Origin of the sequence: Micromonospora sp. NPDC047074 (assembly GCF_040643815.1) — a bacterium.
Lineage (GTDB): Bacteria > Actinomycetota > Actinomycetes > Mycobacteriales > Micromonosporaceae > Micromonospora.
The window spans coordinates 75,593-94,287 of the sequence record NZ_JBEYVB010000012.1; the positions used below are offsets into that span (position 1 = coordinate 75,593).

The following is an 18,695-nucleotide window of genomic DNA, read 5'->3' on the forward strand; positions in this document are numbered from 1 at the left end:
GTCAGTCCGACAGTGGGGGGCCGGAGGCCGCTGCGACGCCCTCCAGGTAGCCGCGGGCCCGCTCGGACTTCGGGTAGCGCGCCACGAGCGCCCAGAACCGGGCGTTGTGGCTGGGCACGATGAGGTGCGCGAGCTCGTGCAGCAGCACGTAGTCGATCACCCAGTCGGGCATGTCCTGGATGCGGTGCGAGATGCGGATCGTGCCGTCGGCCGGGGTGCAGGACCCCCACCGGCCGTTCTGGTTGCTGACCCAGCGGACGCTCGTCGGCACGGCCTGCGTGCCGTACTCGACGAGGTAGAGCCTGATCAGGCGGGTGGCCCGGGCGAACAGCTCCTCGTCGGAGCGGGCGAGGCGCCCCTCCCGGGCGGCGAGCCGGGCGAGCATCCGGTCGACCCACTCGCTCTCCTCGGCCCGGGAGAACTGGTCCGGGATGAGGACGACGACCCGCTCACCGTCGCGGTACGCGGACACCGTGCGTCGCCGACGCTGGCTGCGCCGCACTTCGACGACCGGCTTCCGCGCGCCTGCCATCAGTGGACCGCGCAGCCTCGGAATGCTGTCACGAGGGAAAGCTAATGCGTACTGACCAGGGGTCCGCAAGGGTCAACACCCCGACACACGCCCGGAAAATGGTGATTGGTCGCCAGGAGTCCCGAAAAAATCTTTGCCGGGCCAAGAAAACTCGCCGCCGTCACCCTTCGTGGCGGTCGGTGGCCACCCTCGGTGGTGGGCGTCCGCCGGGCCGCCGAGGGCTCACCCACACCGTAGATGATCACCTCGGCGGGCGCAGCTCGGGGTGCCTCGCACGGGTTATCTGACCGGATTCGGTCGGCGTGTCCCCGCCAAACTGACTTATCCGACGTAATTCGCCATGCACACTCTCGACGTCGACTTGCTCACAGTGGCGAAGCACAGCTGACATGGAACCGCCCGCACCTGGGTAGGGTCCGCGGACCAGCGGTCACGACGGTGGCCGCGGGAGATGGACCCGGCGCCGGCGCCCCGAGTGGGCCGCCGCCGGGGAAACCGCCGGGACGGCATCGGCCGGCGGACGAGACGAGGAGGGCACCGTGGCCGACCAGGCCCAGACCTACAACGGTTACTGCGTCAAGTGCAAGGAGAAGCGAGACTTCGAGGGACGCGTCGAGGTCTCGAAGACCGGGATGAACATGGCCAAGGGCAAGTGTCCGGTGTGCGGCACAACAGTGAACCGCATCCTGGGCAAGGCGAAGGTCTGACCCGTACGGATGCGTCGGAGGGGGTGGCCGGTGGCCACCCCCTCCGGTTTCGCCGCGCCTGACCCGCCCCGCGCCTGGTCCGGCCCATCTGCCCCATCCCGGCAGGGCACAGCGCAGAACTGTCGGCTCGCCGACATGGTTACCGGCCGGTTGTGGATATCTCGGGATTTCCTGTGGACAGCCCTGGACAGGGCGGCGGGCATCTGTGGACAACGATCGACGGCCCGCAGGGACGCGCTCACGATTCGTTGTCATGCGCCATGCCACGCTGCCCCGACCCACGCTGCCCCGACCCACGCTGCTGCCGGGCCTCACCAGACTCTGGCGGGACCGCCACACCCTCCAGCTCGGCGTCGAGCCGGGCCACGCCGTGCTGCTGGAGATCTCGGACCCCCGGGCCGCCCGGCTGCTCGATCTGCTCGACGGCACCCGCAGCGAGCGGCTGGTCCTGGAGCACGCCGTCGCCGCCGAGGTTGCCGCCGACGAGGCCCGCACGCTGCTCGACGCGCTCCGGGCCGCCGGCCTGGTCGTACCCGCGCACACCCTGCTGCCGAAGAACCTGGCCGGATCGCCCCGGGCCCGGCTCGTCGCCGAGGCCGAAGCGCTCGCCCTCGCCGCCGCGCGGCTGCCCGGCACGCCCGCCCAGGTGCTGCGGCGGCGGCTGGCCGCCCGGGTGGTGGTCACGGGGAGCGGCCACCTGGGTGCTCCGGTCGCCCTCGCGCTGGCCCAGGCCGGGATCGGGCACGTCCACCCCGACCTGGCCGGCCCGGTGCGCCCGACGGACCTGGTCGGCACCGGCATCCCGGCCGCCGCTCTCGGCCACCCGCTCGCCCCGGCGGTACGCGACGCCGTCGAGCGGACCGCCCCCGGCACGGCTACCGCTCCACTCCGGCGGGGCCGGGTCGACCTGGTCGTCCAGCTCGGTACGGACCGACCGGCCGCCCTGCTCGCCGCCGGCCACGCCCAGCGTCGCCAGCCGCACCTGCTGGTCGTGCTCCGGGAGGGCGTGCCCGTGGTCGGGCCGCTCGTCCGCCCGCCTGTCGGCCCCTGCCTCAACTGCCTCGACCTGCACCGGACGGACCGGGACCCGGGCTGGCCCGCGCTGGCCGCCCAGCTCGCGGCGGATGCCGGCGGGCAGGCGTGCGCCACGGCGACGCTCCTGGCCGCCGGGGCGTACGCGGCGGCCGAGAGCCTGGCCCAGATCGACGGGGGCAGCCCGGAGACCCTGGGCTGCGCGGTGGCGATCACCGGCCCGGGTCGGTTCCGCCGCCGGATCTGGCCGCCGCATCCCTCCTGCGGATGCTCCCGTCGACGCCGCTGACGGGGCCCGGAGGGTGGGGACGAGCACCCAGCCCGGCGGCAGAGCAGCCGCAGGCCCCTGGAGTCGGTAACAATGACCAGGTGACCGACATCCCGCGCCGGGCCGTGTCCCGGACCGCCAAGCTCGCCGCTCTGCCGCTCGGCTTCGCCGGTCGGACCGTCCTCGGCATGGGTAAGCGCGTCACCGGGCTCGCCTCCGACGTGATCTCCGCAGAGATCCAGCAACGCACCGCCGAGCAGCTCTTCAGCGTGTTGGGGCAGCTCAAGGGCGGTGCGATGAAGTTCGGCCAGGCACTGTCGGTCTTCGAGGCCGCCCTGCCCGAGGAGATCGCCGCGCCCTACCGGCAGGCCCTGACCAAGCTCCAGGAGGCGGCGCCGCCGCTGCCGGCGGCCAGTGTGCACAAGGTGCTCGCCGAGCAGCTCGGCCCGGGCTGGCGGGACCGGTTCGTGGAGTTCGACGACACCCCCGCCGCCGCGGCCAGCATCGGTCAGGTGCACCGGGCGGTGTGGCGGGAGCCGGGCTACGGCCCGTCGGGCGCGCCGCACGGCCGCGACGTCGCCGTCAAGATCCAGTACCCGGGTGCGGGCGACGCCCTGCTGGCCGACCTCAAGCAGCTCTCCCGGCTCGGCGGGATGTTCCGGGCGATCCAGCCGGGGCTGGACGTCAAACCGCTCCTGGTCGAGCTTCGGGAGCGGATCACCGAGGAGCTCGACTACGAGCTGGAGGCCGAGTCGCAGCGCGCCTTCGCCGCCGCGTACGCCGACGACCCGGAGATCTACATCCCGGCGGTGGTCTCGGCGTCCCCCCGGGTCCTGGTCACCGAGTGGGTCGAGGGCATCCCGCTGGCGGACATCATCCGCGAGGGCAGCGAGGAGCAGCGCGACGAGGCCGGTCGACTGATGGCCATCCTGCACCTGTCCGCCCCGCCGCGGGCCGGGCTCCTGCACGCCGACCCGCACCCGGGCAACTTCCGGCTGCTGCCGGACGGCCGGCTCGGCGTGATCGACTTCGGTGCGGTCGCCCGGATGCCCGAGGGAACGCCGGAACCGATCGGCCGGCTCGCCGGGCTCGCGCTGCGCGGCGAGGCGGACCAGGTGGTGGCCGGCCTCCGGGAGGAGGGCTTCGTCAGCCAGACCGAGCCGATCGACGCCCAGGCAGTGCTGGATTTCCTCCGGCCGATGCTGGCGCCGGTCGCCGAGGAGGAGTTCCGGTTCACCCGGGCCTGGCTGCGCGCCGAGGCGACCCGGCTGGCCAGCCCCCGCTCCCCCGCGTACCAGTTGAGCCGGCAGCTCAACCTGCCGCCGTCGTACCTGCTCATCCACCGGGTGACGCTCGGGTCGATCGGCGTGCTCTGCCAGCTGGAGGCGAAGGCGCCCTACCGGGGCATCTTGGAGCGCTGGCTGCCCGGCTTCGCCCCGGTCGGCTGACCGGGCGGCGCGACGACGGGGGTGGAACGCACCGAGGGGCGGTGACCGGAATCCGGTCACCGCCCCTCGGCATCAGTGGTGGTCTAGAGAACGCCCAGGTCGCGCGCCGCTCGGTTACGGCTGTTCATGGCGACGGTACGGGCGGAACGGGTTGCCTCAGTGCGCGTGGTGGTACGACCGGCCTGAGGCCGGCGCATTCGAGCCCTGGACAACGCTTCGTGAAGTAGTTGCATCTCGGCGACTCCGTTGAAGACGTTCAGCATCGTGGTCAGCTCTCTCGTCGCCGGTGCGACACCGGCGTGGGTGGGTTGGAACGGGTGCATGTCAGGCCGCCAGCCGGACCGTCGTACGCGACTCGGACAGCCCACTGGCCGCCAGCCGCGCCTCGGCCTCGACCCGGAGCGCCGCGTCGCGGGCGAGGTCCTCCTTGCGCGGACGGCCACGGGGCCGCTTGCGCGGAACGACCGCGCCACGCTCGAAGATCTCGCCGCCCCAGACGCCCCAGGGCTCGGCCCGCTCCACCGCACCGGCCAGGCACTCGACGCGCAGCGGGCAGTCCCCGCAGAGCGACTTGGCCAGCTCGAGCTCGGCGGGCGAGTCGGAGAACCACAGGTCGGGGTCGAACTTCCGGCAGGGCAGGTTCGCCTCCACCTCGACGCTCACGTCGAGCGGGGCCAACGCCAGACTCATCGCCCGGTCACCTCTCTCTCACTTCGATCTCGTGGATCGCACTTCCGACACATTTGGCGGGCAAAAAACTGAGGCCGCGGATCCCGGTATGCGGGTTCCGCGGCCTCGAGGTGAGCCGGTGGTCTGTTGATCAGACCGGTCTACCTCGAGGTGGAACTCCGCGGACGTCCATGCGCCGCTTGGCGACATCGACGCCCTTACCCGTGAAGCCACTGGTCCCCGGAACCCCGTTTGGCGCGGTGGCGAGAATCAGCTCGGCCTGAGCCTCGACCTGGTGCACCTGGGAAACCGACGGTCGCGTGGCGACGAGGGTCACCCGGACAGCCGACAGCGGAGCGACGGCAGCGAGCAGCGCCGCCGGACGCTCGTACGTGTAGACGCTCTCCATCGGGGCCACCTCCTCTGACGTTCACTCGTGCCGATACGGTCTCCACCCCTCGTGAGCAGCCGGAATGGCGCCGCTCGCGAGGTGTGCCATGAGGCTATTCCTCGCCCCGGGGCGAGGGCAAACGAATTTACGGCGAGATTTCGAAAGTTTTCTCAGAGCAGACTTCGTCGACCGCCGCGCCCGCCACCAGCGCCAACACGGCCTCCCCGTAGAGACCCAACTTCCGGGGTCCGATTCCGGCGATGGCGATCAGCTCCTCCGCCCGGCCGGGGCGCCGCTCGGCGAGCGCGACGAGCGTGGCGTCGGTGAACACCACATAGGCTGGTACCCGCTGCCCACCGGCCACCCGCTGGCGCCACTCGCGCAGCCGTTCGTGCAGCTCCTCGTCGATGTCCGACGGGCAGGTGGGGCAGCGGCCGAGCTTGCGGTCCGGGCCCGCGAGCAGGGTGGCGCCGCAGATCCGGCAGGAGACGATCTGGGTCCGGCGCCGCTCCGGCCGGCGTGCCACCGCCGGGCCGCCGCCGGCCCGCTCGGTCCCGCCCGAGCGGTCGAGCTGCGGCAGGAACCGCGAGGGCCGGCGGGTCCGCCCGCCCGGTGAGCGGGCCGCCGCGTACGACAGCCAGAGCCACTCCCTCGCCCGGGTGACGCCGACGTAGAGCAGCCGGCGTTCCTCCTCGACCTGTTCGGCGGTCTTGGCGTACGTGGTGGGCAGGGTGCCCTCGGAGAGACCGACCAGGAAGACGGCGTCCCACTCCAGGCCCTTCGCCGAGTGCAGCGAGGCCAGGGTCACCCCGTCCACGGTCGGCACGTGCTGCGCGGCGGCCCGGCGGGCCAGCTCGTCGTTGAAGTCGGCCAGGGTGACCGGGCGCTCGACCGAGGCGGCCGGCCCGATGGGCAGCACCTCAGGGGTGGCCGCGTACTCCTCGGCGAGCTGGACCAGCGCGGCGAGGGCCTCCCACCGCTCGCGGGCCGCGCCACCGGCCGGGGCCGCGTCGGGGGCCCAGCCGACCGCGGCGAGCGCCTCGACCACGGCGGCGGGCAGCGGGGTCTCCCCCGGGATCGAGCGGGTCGCGGCCCGCAGCGCGACCATCGCCTGCCGGACCTCGGCCCGCTCGAAGAACCGCTCCGCCCCCTGTACCACGTACGGCACCCGCGCCTCGGTGAGCGCCTTCTCGTACGCCTCGGACTGCGCGTTGGTCCGGAACAGCACGGCGATCTCCTTCGCCGGGGTCCCGGCGTCGACGAGCGCGCGGCAGCGGGCGGCCACGGCGTTGGCCTCGGCCGGCTCGTCGGTGAAGATCCGCAGCTCCGGTTCGGGGCCGGGCGGACGCTGGCCGACCAACTCCAGGCGCAACCGCGCCTCGGCGCCCCGCGCCTGCGAGATCACCGCGTTGGCCAGCCCGACGACCTGCGGGGTGGACCGGTAGTCGCGGACGAGCCGGACCACCGTCGCCCCGCGGTAGCGACGCGGAAAGTCGACCAGGTACGACGAGGTGGCCCCGGTGAACGAGTAGATCGTCTGGCTGGCGTCGCCGACCACGGTCAGGTCGTCCCGCCCGCCCAGCCAGGCGTCCAGCAGCCGCTGCTGGAGCGGGTTGACGTCCTGGTACTCGTCGACCACGAAGTGCCGGTACTGGGCGCGGACCTGCTCGGCGACGTCCCGGTGCTCCTCGATGCCCCAGACCGCGGCGCGCAGCATGTCCTCGAAGTCGATCACGCCATTGGAGCGCTTGAGCCGCTCGTACGCCGCGAACACCTCGGCGACCCGGGCCGGCTCGTGCGGGGTGTCCCGCATCGCCTTGGCCGCCGCGACCACGTACTCCCCCGGCTCCACCAGCGACGACTTGGCCCACTCGATCTCACCGGCCAGGTCCCGGGCGGCCGCCCGGTCGGTACGCAGGCCGGCCTTCGCCGCGGCGAGCGTGACCAGGCGGACCTTGCTGTCCATCAGTTCGGGCATGGCCCGCCCCTCCAGCAGCCGGGGCGCGAAGTAGCGCACCTGGCGCAGCGCCGCCGCGTGGAAGGTCCGCGCCTGCACACCCGGCACCCCGAGCGCGGCGAGCCGGCTCCGCATCTCGGCGGCGGCGCGGGCGGTGAAGGTCACCGCGAGCACGTGCCGGGGGGAGACCTCCCCCGAGAGCGCACGGTGGGCGATCCGGGAGGTGACCGCGCGGGTCTTGCCGGTGCCGGCGCCGGCCAGGACGCAGACCGGGCCGGCGGGCGCGGTCACCGCCGACCGCTGCTCCGGGTCGAGCCCGGCGAGCACGCGCCCGGATGCTGAGTGAACCGCCACAGCGAGGAATTGTCTCAGCTCCGCCGGACGTTGCAGTGGTTAGCCTGGGCTTGATCGGCAAGCCGCCATGCGGACCGTTGGAGGACCTGACCATGCTGACGATGTATTCCACCCCCTGGTGCGGCTACTGCCACCGGCTGAAGTCGCAGCTCGACCGGGAGGGCATCGGCTACGAGGTGGTCGACATCGAGCAGGACCCGAAGGCCGCGGACTTCGTGATGAGCGTCAACGGCGGCAACCAGACGGTGCCGACCCTGCGCTTCGCCGACGGCAGTGCCCTGACCAACCCCTCGATCACCCAGGTCAAGCAGCACCTGGCCACGATCGCCGCCTGACCTGACGCGACACCCGCCGACGAGCGGCCGCCCCACCGGGCCGGCCGCTCGTCGCGTCCCACCCGGCACGCCGCGCCGCCTCGGCCGCGCGGGGCCTCGTCGGGCGCGCAGGCTCATCGCCCCGGGACCGGAGGTGTCCTGCCGACGACCTCCGGGCCGGCGAGGGCGGGCTCGTCGCAGGGCCGGCGGGGAGCGGGAATCCGGGCGGCCGGCGGCGGGCTGAGCGTACGGCCGTGCCAGAGGTAGCCGCCGGCGAGCAGGGTGACCGCCCCGATCAGGGCGAACAGGAGGCGGTAGTCCAGCAGACCGACGAGCAACGCCCCTGTGCCGATGGAGAGCGCCTGCGGGCCGCTGACCAGGGCCTCCGAGGCCGCGGCGACCCGGCCGAGCAGACCTGCCGGGGTACGCCGCTGGATCAGCGTGTGCAGTCCCACCATGGTCAGCGGCAGCGACACCCCGGCCAGCAGCACCGCGAGGAAGCCGAGCCAGAGGTTCGGGTAGACCAGGGCCAGCGAGGCCGGCCCGAAGAACATCACCCCGGTGGCGAGTGTGCCCACCTCGCCGACCCGACGCACCACGGCGGGTGACAGCAGCCCGCCGACCAGTCCACCGATCCCCTGCACGGTGACCAGCACGCCGACGAACGCGGCGTCCCGGCGCAGCCCCTGGTCGACGTACGCGAAGATCAGCGACTCGCTGAAGCCCATCGCCAGCGAGCCCAGCCCGTAGCCGAGCAGCGCCCGGCGCAGCGCCGGCTCCCCGGACAGGTGCCGCAGCCCGGCACCCACCTCGGCGGACCAGCGCAGTTCCGGCCCAGGGGCCGGCGTCTCCGTCGTCCGCAGCGCGCCCACCACGACGGCCGCCGACAGGAAGCCGACCATTCCGATCACGGCCAGCATCCAGCCGCCGGCGGCCGCGTAGAGCCCGGCGCCGGCCAGTGGGCCGATCAACCGCAGGCCCTGGCGTACGGTCTGCAAGACGCCGTTCGCGTCGGCCAGCAGCTCGACCGGCACGAGCTGGCGGATCAGGCCGCTGAGCACGGCGCTGAGCGTGATGTACGACAGGCCGTACAGGGCCGCCACCACGTAGATGATCCAGACGTCGGCCGGGGTCCGCACCGTGAGCAGCGGGGTGAGCAGCACGGCCGTCACCAGGTTGGCCACCACGAAGAACGGGCGGCGGGGGTAGCGGTCGACGAACCACCCGACCAGCGGGGCCAACGTCATCGGGGCGATGACCGCGAAGATGGTGGCGCCGGCCAGCCCGTCCGACCCGGTCAGGTCCTTCACCCAGATCGCGAGGGCGAGCAGCAGGATCGACTCGGCGGCCATGCTCGCTAGCAGGCCGCCGAAGAGCAGGCGGAAATCCGGGCGGCGCAGGACGGTGCGCATGGGGTCCCTCCGGCGGGCGTGGTGCGCGACATGGCGCGGGTGGGGGTGACGCGGGCGGTCCGACGGCGCCGTACCGGACACCGCCGGGCTTCCCCGGTCCTCTTTTCTGTGAGACACGCCCCCCGCCGGGGCCTCCGGCAGGGGTCGCGCCGTCCATACTGACCGTGGGGGGCGAATTTCATACAGTTACCGTCGCGTCCACGGCGGTTCACGGAAAAGAGGACGCCGTGCCTCCTGCCGCACCCAGCCCGATCATGCGCCGCCGCCGGTTGGGCGTCGAACTGCGCCGGCTACGCGAGGTCGCGGGTCTCACGGGCGACCAGGTCATCGAGCGGATCGGCTGGGCCTCCGCGTCCAAGTTGTCCCGGCTGGAGAACGGCCGCAGCCGCCCGGACCCGGACGACGTCGCGGTCCTGCTGGACGTCTACGGCGCCGACCGGGCGCAGCGCGAGGAGCTTCTCGGCATCGCCCAGGAGGCCGGCGACATCCGCGGCTGGCTGCGGAACTACCCCGTGATGACCCAGCAGCAGCGCAGCTTCGCCGAGCTGGAGTCGGGCTGCGCGGAGATCCGTGAGTACAACCCGGTCCTGGTGCCGGGGCTGCTCCAGACGCCGAGCTACACGTCGCTGCGGATCGCCTCGGCCCGGCAGGTGGACGAGGAGGCCGGCGATCCGGAGGCGGAGGAGGACGTCGACACCGAGGTGCGGGCCCGGGCGGCCCGGCAGGCGCTGCTGACCCGCACGGCCGACGCGCCCCGCTACACGGCGGTGCTGGAGGAGGCGGCGCTCGGCGGCCGGGCCGGGCCGCCCGAGGTCCTGCGGGAGCAGCTCGTGCAGCTCTGCGAGCTGGCGACACTGCCGAACATCACGCTGCACGTGCTGCCTCGCGACACGCAGATCGGCCACCTGTACCTCCCGCCGACCGCCTTCTCGGTCTATCGGTTCGCGGACCCGCTCGATCCGGAGACGCTGGCCATCGAAGGGGGGTTCACCGACGTCATGTCGACCGAGGCAAACACCCTAAATCGCTATAAAGTGGTATTCGAGTGGCTACGCACGGCAGCGCTCTCCGAATCGGACACCCTCTCCTGGCTGATCGAGGCGACGGGACGGTTGCCCGGTGCGGTGCGCGCGTCCACGGTGGCGTACGGGTCGGCAACGGCGCCGACCCAACGCCGCCGTAGCTCCGGACGTCTGACGGAACGGTGATCACGGGGGCCGGCTGTCGGGTCGTGCCGCACCACTCGTTCCATCGGAGCGGTTCACCTCAGGAGTGACACGATGAACGAGATCCGCAACACACCGTCCGTACGCGCCCAGCTCACGGACGCCCCGTGGCGCAAGAGCACCCGCAGCCAGACCTCGAACTGCGTCGAGGTCGCGCCACTGGGGACAGGGCCGGCCGCGGTGGCCCTGCGGGACAGCAAGGATCAGGGCGGTCCGGTCCTGCTGTTCAACCGGGCGGGCTGGCTGGGCTTCATCGCCGGCGCGAAGGACGGACAGTTCGATCTGAACTGATCCACCCAACGGTACGGGGCCGCCGGCACAGTGCCGGCGGCCCCTTCGCGTCCACGCCCACCACACCGCTGGCCAGGCATCCACTGATCGGACGAGGCTGCGAACCGATCGTCGCGTTTCACTTGCTGGGACAACCACGCGGCGTAACATGACCGGCAGGTTGACGTGGAACTTCCACCCGTTCCCCACCGTCGCGGTTCATCCGGAGACTCACATGCGTTTCCTGATCGTTCGCACCGACATCCGCGCCGCCGCCGACGTGGACATCGCCGCCGCTTGGGCGCGCGGTGGCCGCCTGCGGGACGAGACCAGCACGCCCGAGCCACGCCGTCAGATCGTGCACGCCGAGGAACGCGACGCCGCGCTGCTGCTGGCGCGGGCCCTCGCCACGGTCGGGGCGGTCCGCTCCGGAAAGCAACGGGTCAAGGTACTCCCGCTGGCGGAGCCCGACCCCCGAAGGCCCGGGTCCGACGATCGGGGCAGTTGACCGATCCGGACGTCCGTCATGGTCGGACCGGCTCCCCCGCCGCGCACCTTGCCCAGCCGACCATGGCGGCCCGTGTTCCCGGTCCGTGACCGCCGCGGCAACGACGGTCACGGACCGGGCACACACGCCCCTCGCCCCGTCCCGCCCCGCCCCGTCCCGCCCCGCGCCGTTCCGCGATCTTGCACTTTGAGCCCCCCTTATGCCCCTTTTAGGGCATCCGCCCGGGCAGAAACTGCAAGATCGCGGGCGCGAGGGGCGCGCGGGCGCGGGCGCGAGGGGCCGCGGGGGCGCGAGGGGCCGCGGGGGCGCGAGGGCGCGGGCGGGGTTCAGCAGTGCCCGTCGAGCCAGCGGTGGATCAGGAAGAGCGCGATCGACGACCGCGGCGGCAGTACCAGCCGGGTGCCGTCGACCTCCACCGGCTGCCCTGCCACGGCCCTTCCGATCTCCTCGCGGGAGAACCACCGGGCGTACGCGATCTCCGTGGGGTCCACCTGGACCGGATGCTCCGGATCGGCCGTGGCGAGGAAGCCGAGCATCAGCGAGCCGGGGAACGGCCAGGACTGGCTGCCCGCGTACGTGATGTCGGCGACCGGGACGCCGACCTCCTCGCGGACCTCGCGCAGCACGGCGGCCTCGGCGGACTCCCCCGGTTCGACGTAGCCGGCGAGGCAGGAGAACCGACGCTCGCCGGCGGTGCGCGGCCAGGTGGCGTTGTTGCCGAGCAGGCACCGCCCGCCCAGGCCCGGGGCGCCGTCGTGCACCAGCACGATCATCGCGGGATCGGTACGCGGCCAGATCCGCTCCCCGGCCGGGTCGACCCGGGACCAGCCGCCCTCGTCGGCCACGGTCGGATGACCGGTGGCCGACGAGTACCGGTGCCGCAGGTGCCAGTTGACCAGCGCCAGCGCGGTCGTGAACAGCCCGGCGTCCCGGTCGCCGAGCAGGTGGCCGACCTCGCGCAGGTGCGCCGCCCGGGCCCCGGGCACCGCCGGCAGCGGGGCGTCCACGGCGAAGACCGGCACCCCGTCCGGCTCGACGCCGAGAAACATCGGGGACGCCGACGCCGGCAGCCCGGCCGGGTCGACCAGCACCAGCGTCGGCGGCGACGTGTCGGCACGCACCAGCGCCCGGCCCCCGTCTGCGGAGTCGAGCACCAGCACCCGGGCCTGGCTCCACGCCTGTGCCAGCCAGCCGGGGTCGGTGCGCCGGTGTGCCGCCCGGTCCAGGGTGGACCGGGCCAGTGGTGGCGCGGCCTCCCCGCTCACGGCCCGGCCGGCTCGGCGACGACCGGCGCCAGCGCCGACAACTGCGGCCCGATCCGTTCGGCGTCGCCCAGCACCACGGTGACCGCCCGGGCCGGGGCGAGGTAGCGGGCGGCCGCCTCCGCCACGTCGGCCACGGTCGCCTTCGCCAGCCGGGCGGCGTGCTCGGCCAGAAACTCCAGGCGCAGCCCGTTGCCGGCGTACGCGCTGGTGAGCGAGGCGAGCCCGGCCTGGGTGGACATGCCGAGCTGGAGGGTGCCGAGGGCGTACTGGCGGGCCTGCTCCAGCTCGTCCTCGCGGGGCGGGAGGGAGGCCAGCCGGCCGAGCTCGTACGTCGTCTCCAGCAGTGCCGGCCCGGTGACCTCGGTGGCCACCTCGGCGGCGGCGACCAGCACCGAGCCGGCCACCGAGTGCTCGACGAACGAGTGCGGCCCGTACGTGTAGCCCTTGTCCTCGCGGATGTTCTCCACCCAGCGCGAGGAGAAGTAGCCGCCGAAGATCAGGTTGGCCAGTTGCAGCGCGGCGTGGTCGGGATGGGTACGGGGCACCGCCGGCAGCGCCATCCGGAGCGAGGACTGCACCGACCCCGGCCGATCGACCAGCAGCACCGGCCCGGGCTCCAGCGGCGGGGCGGGCGGCAGGTCGGCGGTGTGCCCGGCGCCGTTCCATCCCGACAGGGCCTTCTCGGCGGCGTCCAGCGCCCGGTCCGGCTGCACGTCGCCGACCAGCACCAGCACCGCGTCGGCGGGATGCACCCGCTTGGCGTGCAGGGCGCGCAGCACGCCCGGCCGGATCGCCCGGACCGCCTCCGGCTCGGGGGTCTGCACCGCGTACGGGTGCTTGCCGTAGACCCGCCGGAGCAGCGCGGACCGGGCCAGGTGCGCCGGCTGGCTGCGCGCCACGTGGATCCGGTCGACGAGCCGGTCCCGCTCCGTGGCGACGTCCTGCGTCGGATAGGTCGCGCCGGTCAGCACGTCGGCCAGGATCTCCAGCATCCGGTCCAGCCCGGTGACCAGCCCGGCGCCGGTGAGCATCAGCCGGTCCGGGTCGATCCCGGCGGACAGCCCGCCGCCGACCCGCTGCAACTCGGCCGCGATCTGCACGCTGGACATCGTCTCGGTGCCGGAGAGCAGGGTCTGCGCGAGCATCACGCCCCGGGCGAGGTGGGCGCGGCCGAACGGCATCCACAGCCGTAGCTCCACCAGCGGGACCGCCGGCCGGCGTACGGCGATCACGGTCAGCCCGTTGCCCAGCGTGCGCTCGGCCTGCTTGGGCAGCTTGAGCCTGCGGTTCGGCCCGAGCGGCGGCAGCGGCCGAGCCGCGGCCTCTGCGGTCACCGACACCGGCTCGCTCCTCGCACTCACTGGCCACCTCCGGGGATGACCTCGATGGACGCGCGGCGCTCCGGCCGCAGGGTGGCCGCGGCGGCGCGGACCTGCTCGTCGGTGACCTCGCCGACGAGCCGGGGCAGGTCGTTGAGCAGCCCCGGCTCGCCGCGCTGCTGCTCCAGCACGGCCATCTGCAACGCCCGGCCGAGCACCGCGTCGGTGCCGCGCAGCAGGTGGGTCGCCATCCGGGCCTGGGTGCGGGCCAGTTCCCCCTCGGCCAGGCCGTCGCCGGCCAGCCGGTCCAGTTCCTCGTCGATGGTGCGCAGCACCTTGTCCACGTCCCCGCCGGGCGGCAGGTGTGCCTCGAGCAGCAGCGCCGTCGGGTCCCGCACGTCGAACGGGTCGCCCATGAAGCCGACGTAGCCGCCGAGGCTGGTCACCGCCCGGTCCCGCTGGACCAGCCGCTCAACGAGCCGGGATGCGTCACCGTCGGTGAGCACCTCGGCCAGCACGACGTACGGAAGGTAGCCGGCGAAGTCGGTGATCGGGTCGGGCACCCGCCAGGCGCCGGCCACCGCCGGCAGCGGGGCGAGCCTGTCGGTGTACGAGGTGCGCCGCTCCGCGGTCAGGTCGGGCTCGGCGAAGTCGGGGCGCTCCGGCGCGGGCCGGGCCGGCACGTCGCCGAAGTGCCGCTCGATCAGCGTGGTCGCCTCGGTGACGTCGATGTCGCCGCTGACCGCCAGCACCGCGTTGCCGCTGGCGTAGTAGCGACGGAAGAAGTCGGCGGCGTCGGAGACGGTGGCCGACTCCAGGTCGACGAAGGAGCCGTAGCCGTCGTGCGCGTTCGGGAAGGTGTCGAACATCACCGGCGGCAGGGTCAGCCACGGGAAACCACCGTACGGGCGGTTGAGCACGTTGACCCGGATCTCCTCCTTGACCACGTCGACCTGGTTGCGCAGGTTCTCCTCCGTCAGCCGGGGGCCGCGCATCCGGTCGGCCTCCAGGAACAGCGCCCGTTCCAGCGCGTTGCTCGGCAGGGTCTCGAAGTAGTCGGTGTAGTCCAGGTGGGTGGAGCCGTTGAAGGTGCCGCCCGCCCCCTGCACGTGCCGGAAGTGGGCCAGCTTCTCCAGGTTCTCCGAGCCCTGGAACATGAGGTGCTCGAAGAGGTGCGCGAAACCGGTGCGTCCCTCGGGCTCGGAGCGGATCCCGACGTCGTAGACCACCGCCACCCCGATCACCGGGGCGCTGCGGTCGGGGGTCAGGACCACCCGCAGGCCGTTGTCGAGGGTGAACCGCTCGACCGGGTACTTCGTCGCTGGAATTTTCGCTCTCCGCGCCGCCACGGAGTCGACCCTAGCGTGTCGACGCCCCCGTCAGCGGCGACCTCGCGCCAGCCCGTCACGGCGGCCGGACCGGGCGGCCCACACAGCGCCCGCACGGCCCCGGGGAGCCCCCCGGCCGGCCGGCCGCAAAGCCCACTCAACCAGTAGAGAAGGCCGTCTTTCCTGGGACGAGATTCCCGCGATGTGGTCGGGTCTTGACGCCAGCTCGCAATCTGCCCCAGTCTTCCTACCAACTAAGTAGGAATACTGCGGATTGGATGGACGATGAGACGGCTCCCCTTGCGTCGGTTGGTCTCCCTGGCCACCCTCGCCGTCGTCGGCGCGGCGACCCTGGGCACCGCCGCCGCCTGCGGCGACGACAGCGAGAGCGCGGGCGGCGGCTCCGGCCCGACGACCCTACGGCTCGGCTACTTCCCCAACATCACCCACGCGCCGGCCGTCGTCGGCGTGGAGAAGAAGATCTTCGAAGAGAAGCTCGGCACCGGCGTCAAGCTGGAGACGAAGACCTTCAACGCCGGGCCCGCCGCGATCGAGGCGATCTTCTCCGGCGCGCTCGACGCCACGTACATCGGCCCGAACCCCACCGTGAACGCCTTCTCCAAGTCCAAGGGCGAGGCCGTCCGGGTCATCTCCGGCGCGGCCTCCGGCGGCGTCGCGCTCGTCGTCAAGCCCGAGATCACCTCGGTGGAACAGCTCCGCGGCAAGAAGATCGCCACCCCGCAGCTGGGCAACACCCAGGACGTGGCCATCCGCTTCTGGCTCAAGGAGAAGGGCCTGACGACGACCAAGGAGGGCGGCGGCGACGTCAAGATCGTCCCGCAGGAGAACGCCCAGACGGTGGAGACCTTCAACAGCGGGGCGATCGACGGCGCCTGGGTGCCCGAGCCGTTCGTCTCCCGGCTGATCAACGCGGGCGGCAAGGTGCTCGTTGACGAGCGCGACCTCTGGCCGGACCGGAAGTTCGTGATCACCAACCTGATCGTCAGCACCAAGTTCCTCAAGGAGCACCCGGACGTGGTCAGGAAGCTGGTCGAGGGCCAGGTGGCGGCGAACGAGTTCGTCAACAGCAAGCCCGACGAGACGCACCAGGCCATCTCCGACCACATCGGCAAGATCAGCGGCAAGCCGCTCGACCTGAAGCTCATCAAGCAGGCCTGGCCGACGCTGGAATTCACCAACGACCCGATCGCCTCGTCCCTGAAGACCGGCCTCGACCACGCCGTCGCGGTCGAGCTGACCCAGCCGGTCAGCCTCGACGGGCTCTACGACCTGACCTACCTCAACGAGGTGCTCAAGGCCCAGGGCAAGACAGAGGTCGCCCAACCATGACGTCGACCACGACGACGCCACGCAGCGCGACCGGCTCGGTCGCGCTGCACGGCGTCACCAAGGTGTACGGGCGCGGGGCGAACGCCGTCCTCGCCCTGGACGGGGTCTCCCTCGACGTCACGCCGGGCGAGTTCGTCTGCCTGGTCGGGGCCTCCGGCTGCGGCAAGAGCACGCTGCTCAACCTGGTCGCCGGCCTCGACCGGCCCAGCGGCGGGCGGATCACCCTCGACGAGGGCGTCGACCCGGGGCTGATGTTCCAGGAGCCCGCACTCTTCCCCTGGCTGACCGTCGAGGGCAACGTCGAGGTGCCGCTCAAGTTGCGCGGGCTGTCCCGGTCCGCCCGCCGGGAGCGGGTCGCCGAACTGCTCGGCACCGTGCACCTGTCCGACTTCGGCCGCAAGCGCCCGCACGAGCTGTCCGGCGGCATGCGGCAGCGGGTGGCGCTGGCCCGCACCCTCGCCCTGGACACGCCGGTGCTGCTGATGGACGAACCGTTCGGCGCGCTGGACGCGATGACCCGCGACATCCTGCACGACGAGCTGGAACGGATCTGGGCGGAACGCGGGCTGACCGTGCTCTTCGTGACGCACAACGTCCGGGAGGCGGCCCGCCTCGCCGACCGGATCATCCTGCTCTCCAGCCGGCCCGGCCGGATCATCTGGTCCACTCCGGTCGACGTGCCCCGGCCGCGCCGCATCGACTCCCCCGAGGTCGCCGCGATCGCCGCCGAGGTCACCGACCGCCTGCGCAAGGAGGTGGGACGCCATGGCCGGTGACACCCTCACCACCGTCCCGCGTACCGACACGGAGATCTCCGGGCTGGACGCCCTCGAACTGGCCGGCCGGGGGGAGCGCCGCCCCCGGGCCGCCCGGTTCTGGGCGGCGACCTGGCCGAAGCTGGCCGCCCTCTCCATCGCCATCGGCCTGTGGCAGGTCGTGGTCTGGAGCGGCTGGAAGCCCGAGTACTCGTTGCCCGGCCCGGCGACCGTGGGTCAGGAACTGCTCCGCCAGGTCAGTGGCGTCCAGCTCTGGGACGGGCTGGCCACCACCCTGCGCCGGGCGGCCGTCGGCTACCTCTTCTCGGTCGCCGTCGGCCTGCTGGTCGGCCTCGCGGTGGCCCGGTCGCGGATCCTGCGGGCCGCGATCGGCTCGATGATCACCGCGTTGCAGACCATGCCGTCGATCGCCTGGTTCCCGCTGGCGATCCTGCTGTTCGAGCTGAGCGAGAAGGCGATCTTCTTCGTGGTGGTGCTCGGCGCCGCGCCGTCCATCGCCAACGGCGTGATCGCCGGCGTGGACTACGTGCCTCCGCTGCTGCTGCGCGCCGGCCGCAACCTCGGCGCCCGAGGGCTGAACCTGTACCGCTACGTCATCGCGCCCGCCGCGCTGCCGGCCATCGTGGCCGGCCTCAAGCAGGGCTGGGCGTTCTCCTGGCGCAGCCTGATGGCGGGTGAGCTGATCGTGGTCGGCATCTCGCAGACCTCGCTGGGCGCCCAGCTGACCTACTCGCGGGAACTCTCGGACTCGCCGTGGCTGATCAGCACCATGATCGTGATCCTCGTGCTGGGCCTGGTGGTCGACGCCGCGTTCGGGGCTGCCGACAAGTCGATCCGGCGCCGCTGGGGCGTCCTGGACCAGTCGGGCCAGTGACGTGTACGTCTCCGCGCGCAGTGACTACGCGCTCCGGGCCATGCTCGCCGTCGCCGCCGAGGATCCGGTCGGTGGCGGCGTGCTGGTCAAGGCCGGCGCCCTGGCCGGAAGCCAGGACATCCCGCTGAGCTTCCTCCAGGGCATCCTGGTCGACCTGCGCCGGGCCGGCCTGCTGCTGAGCCACCGGGGCACCGAGGGCGGGTACGCCCTGGCCCGACCCGCGGCGGAGATCAGCGTCGGCGACGTGCTCCGCGCTGTCGGCGGGTCCCTGACCACGGTCCGGGGCCTGCCGGCCGAGCACGCCGACTACGAGGGGGTGGCCAGCGGCCTGCGGGAGGTCTGGCTGGCGGTGCACGGGGCGATCGCCTTGGTGGTCGACCGGACCACCCTCGCCGACCTGCTCGGGGTGGGGCAGTGGCCGGCCGGTGCCGAGGAGAGCCCCGCCCGCTGAACCCCGCCCCCGCGGCCGGTCAACCGGCGGTGGCGGCCGGCCGCTCGGTCGGGCTGTGCAGCTCGACCGGCGCGGCCGGCGCGGCCCCGTCCGGGGTGGCGTGCCACGGCGTGAACACCGCGACCACGGCGAGCACCAGCCCGGCGAGCGCCAACGCGAGTACCAACAACAGCTCCCGCACCGCACCCGAGCCGGCGTCGCCCGCCATGGTCCCCCCTCCTACGCCGGGCATTCCCGCCCGGAT

General features: G+C 72.9%; 20 protein-coding genes. 11 read left to right on the plus strand and 9 right to left on the minus strand.

All coding sequences use genetic code 11. The features are described from left to right. Window position 1 precedes the first annotated feature (1 nt). Window positions 2-532, minus strand: a complete 531-nt coding sequence (locus ABZ809_RS17495) for a M48 family metallopeptidase (RefSeq protein ID WP_357563532.1) — start codon at window positions 530-532, stop codon at window positions 2-4. A 539-nt stretch (window positions 533-1,071) separates the two neighbouring features. Between ABZ809_RS17495 and ABZ809_RS17500 the strand changes: the two genes are divergently transcribed. The 3 genes from ABZ809_RS17500 (at window position 1,072) to ABZ809_RS17510 (ending at window position 3,987) form a co-directional block, all read left to right on the plus strand. Next, window positions 1,072-1,239: a DUF5679 domain-containing protein gene (locus ABZ809_RS17500; protein ID WP_012014940.1), complete on the plus strand. Its 168-nt coding sequence runs from the start codon at window positions 1,072-1,074 to the stop codon at window positions 1,237-1,239. Window positions 1,240-1,492: 253 nt separating this feature from the next. Then, window positions 1,493-2,560, plus strand: coding sequence for a hypothetical protein (locus ABZ809_RS17505; RefSeq protein WP_357563533.1), 1,068 nt, complete (start codon window positions 1,493-1,495; stop codon window positions 2,558-2,560). Window positions 2,561-2,640: 80 nt separating this feature from the next. Further along, window positions 2,641-3,987 (plus strand): AarF/ABC1/UbiB kinase family protein, encoded by a 1,347-nt coding sequence (locus ABZ809_RS17510; protein ID WP_357563534.1) that lies wholly within the window; start codon window positions 2,641-2,643, stop codon window positions 3,985-3,987. 324 nt (window positions 3,988-4,311) lie between these two features. Here ABZ809_RS17510 and ABZ809_RS17515 read toward each other — a convergent pair whose 3' ends face one another. The 3 genes from ABZ809_RS17515 to ABZ809_RS17525 all read right to left on the minus strand — a co-directional run bounded on the left by ABZ809_RS17515 (window position 4,312) and on the right by ABZ809_RS17525 (window position 7,358). Next, a complete protein-coding gene (locus ABZ809_RS17515) occupies window positions 4,312-4,677 on the minus strand; it encodes a WhiB family transcriptional regulator (protein ID WP_088998544.1) in 366 nt (121 codons plus the stop codon). A gap of 130 nt (window positions 4,678-4,807) precedes the next feature. Next, a complete protein-coding gene (locus tag ABZ809_RS17520) occupies window positions 4,808-5,065 on the minus strand; it encodes a hypothetical protein (protein WP_357563535.1) in 258 nt (85 codons plus the stop codon). A 127-nt stretch (window positions 5,066-5,192) separates the two neighbouring features. Beyond that, entirely contained in the window at window positions 5,193-7,358 is a 2,166-nt protein-coding gene (locus ABZ809_RS17525; protein WP_357563536.1) for an ATP-dependent DNA helicase UvrD2, read from the minus strand. A gap of 92 nt (window positions 7,359-7,450) precedes the next feature. On the opposite strand from ABZ809_RS17525, the gene ABZ809_RS17530 reads away from it, so the two are divergent. Beyond that, window positions 7,451-7,693: a mycoredoxin gene (locus tag ABZ809_RS17530; RefSeq protein ID WP_357563537.1), complete on the plus strand. Its 243-nt coding sequence runs from the start codon at window positions 7,451-7,453 to the stop codon at window positions 7,691-7,693. Between the two features lie 113 nt (window positions 7,694-7,806). Here the strand turns inward: ABZ809_RS17530 and ABZ809_RS17535 are convergent, their stop codons facing one another. Next, complete coding sequence (locus tag ABZ809_RS17535) at window positions 7,807-9,201, minus strand: MFS transporter (protein WP_357563538.1); 1,395 nt, start codon at window positions 9,199-9,201, stop codon at window positions 7,807-7,809. Window positions 9,202-9,311: 110 nt separating this feature from the next. On the opposite strand from ABZ809_RS17535, the gene ABZ809_RS17540 reads away from it, so the two are divergent. From ABZ809_RS17540 to ABZ809_RS17550, 3 genes are all read left to right on the plus strand, one after another. Then, window positions 9,312-10,292 (plus strand): helix-turn-helix transcriptional regulator, encoded by a 981-nt coding sequence (locus ABZ809_RS17540; RefSeq protein WP_357563539.1) that lies wholly within the window; start codon window positions 9,312-9,314, stop codon window positions 10,290-10,292. A 72-nt stretch (window positions 10,293-10,364) separates the two neighbouring features. Next, a complete protein-coding gene (locus ABZ809_RS17545) occupies window positions 10,365-10,601 on the plus strand; it encodes a DUF397 domain-containing protein (protein WP_357563540.1) in 237 nt (78 codons plus the stop codon). A gap of 214 nt (window positions 10,602-10,815) precedes the next feature. Then, entirely contained in the window at window positions 10,816-11,088 is a 273-nt protein-coding gene (locus tag ABZ809_RS17550) for a hypothetical protein (protein ID WP_357563631.1), read from the plus strand. Window positions 11,089-11,414: 326 nt separating this feature from the next. Here the strand turns inward: ABZ809_RS17550 and nudC are convergent, their stop codons facing one another. Genes nudC through ABZ809_RS17565 form a run of 3 tightly spaced genes read right to left on the minus strand, consistent with a single transcriptional unit; the run spans window position 11,415 to window position 15,021 of the window. Continuing rightward, window positions 11,415-12,353: an NAD(+) diphosphatase gene (gene nudC, locus ABZ809_RS17555; RefSeq protein WP_357563541.1), complete on the minus strand. Its 939-nt coding sequence runs from the start codon at window positions 12,351-12,353 to the stop codon at window positions 11,415-11,417. Beyond that, complete coding sequence (locus ABZ809_RS17560; RefSeq protein ID WP_357563542.1) at window positions 12,350-13,693, minus strand: pitrilysin family protein; 1,344 nt, start codon at window positions 13,691-13,693, stop codon at window positions 12,350-12,352. Before ABZ809_RS17560 ends, nudC begins: the two co-directional genes overlap by 4 nt. 17 nt (window positions 13,694-13,710) lie before the next feature. Beyond that, window positions 13,711-15,021 (minus strand): pitrilysin family protein, encoded by a 1,311-nt coding sequence (locus tag ABZ809_RS17565; protein WP_357563543.1) that lies wholly within the window; start codon window positions 15,019-15,021, stop codon window positions 13,711-13,713. Window positions 15,022-15,285: 264 nt separating this feature from the next. Here ABZ809_RS17565 and ABZ809_RS17570 point away from each other — a divergent pair, with 264 nt between their 5' ends. Genes ABZ809_RS17570 through ABZ809_RS17585 form a run of 4 tightly spaced genes read left to right on the plus strand, consistent with a single transcriptional unit; the run spans window position 15,286 to window position 18,451 of the window. Beyond that, complete coding sequence (locus ABZ809_RS17570) at window positions 15,286-16,350, plus strand: ABC transporter substrate-binding protein (RefSeq protein WP_357563544.1); 1,065 nt, start codon at window positions 15,286-15,288, stop codon at window positions 16,348-16,350. Further along, window positions 16,347-17,126 carry an ABC transporter ATP-binding protein gene (locus ABZ809_RS17575; protein WP_357563545.1) on the plus strand — a complete coding sequence of 260 codons (780 nt, stop codon included), beginning with the start codon at window positions 16,347-16,349 and terminating at the stop codon, window positions 17,124-17,126. Before ABZ809_RS17570 ends, ABZ809_RS17575 begins: the two co-directional genes overlap by 4 nt. Then, on the plus strand, window positions 17,116-18,000 hold the full coding sequence (locus ABZ809_RS17580) for an ABC transporter permease (protein ID WP_357563546.1): 885 nt from the start codon (window positions 17,116-17,118) through the stop codon (window positions 17,998-18,000). The genes ABZ809_RS17575 and ABZ809_RS17580 overlap by 11 nt, the downstream gene beginning before the upstream one ends. A gap of 1 nt (window position 18,001) precedes the next feature. After that, a complete protein-coding gene (locus ABZ809_RS17585) occupies window positions 18,002-18,451 on the plus strand; it encodes an Rrf2 family transcriptional regulator (protein ID WP_357563547.1) in 450 nt (149 codons plus the stop codon). 19 nt (window positions 18,452-18,470) lie between these two features. Here the strand turns inward: ABZ809_RS17585 and ABZ809_RS17590 are convergent, their stop codons facing one another. Beyond that, window positions 18,471-18,659 (minus strand): hypothetical protein, encoded by a 189-nt coding sequence (locus ABZ809_RS17590; RefSeq protein WP_357563548.1) that lies wholly within the window; start codon window positions 18,657-18,659, stop codon window positions 18,471-18,473. Between the last annotated feature and the right edge of the window lie 36 nt (window positions 18,660-18,695).

Excerpts from the sequence above, each read along its gene's own strand:
- ABZ809_RS17495 (WP_357563532.1), bottom strand. The coding sequence starts at position 532 with ATGGCAGGCGCGCGGAAGCCGGTCGTCGAAGTGCGGCGCAGCCAGCGT.
- ABZ809_RS17505 (WP_357563533.1), top strand. The coding sequence starts at position 1,493 with ATGCGCCATGCCACGCTGCCCCGACCCACGCTGCCCCGACCCACGCTG.
- ABZ809_RS17515 (WP_088998544.1), bottom strand. The coding sequence starts at position 4,677 with ATGAGTCTGGCGTTGGCCCCGCTCGACGTGAGCGTCGAGGTGGAGGCG.
- ABZ809_RS17520 (WP_357563535.1), bottom strand. The coding sequence starts at position 5,065 with ATGGAGAGCGTCTACACGTACGAGCGTCCGGCGGCGCTGCTCGCTGCC.
- ABZ809_RS17530 (WP_357563537.1), top strand. The coding sequence starts at position 7,451 with ATGCTGACGATGTATTCCACCCCCTGGTGCGGCTACTGCCACCGGCTG.
- ABZ809_RS17545 (WP_357563540.1), top strand. The coding sequence starts at position 10,365 with ATGAACGAGATCCGCAACACACCGTCCGTACGCGCCCAGCTCACGGAC.
- ABZ809_RS17550 (WP_357563631.1), top strand. The coding sequence starts at position 10,816 with ATGCGTTTCCTGATCGTTCGCACCGACATCCGCGCCGCCGCCGACGTG.
- ABZ809_RS17570 (WP_357563544.1), top strand. The coding sequence starts at position 15,286 with ATGAGACGGCTCCCCTTGCGTCGGTTGGTCTCCCTGGCCACCCTCGCC.
- ABZ809_RS17575 (WP_357563545.1), top strand. The coding sequence starts at position 16,347 with ATGACGTCGACCACGACGACGCCACGCAGCGCGACCGGCTCGGTCGCG.
- ABZ809_RS17580 (WP_357563546.1), top strand. The coding sequence starts at position 17,116 with ATGGCCGGTGACACCCTCACCACCGTCCCGCGTACCGACACGGAGATC.
- ABZ809_RS17590 (WP_357563548.1), bottom strand. The coding sequence starts at position 18,659 with ATGGCGGGCGACGCCGGCTCGGGTGCGGTGCGGGAGCTGTTGTTGGTA.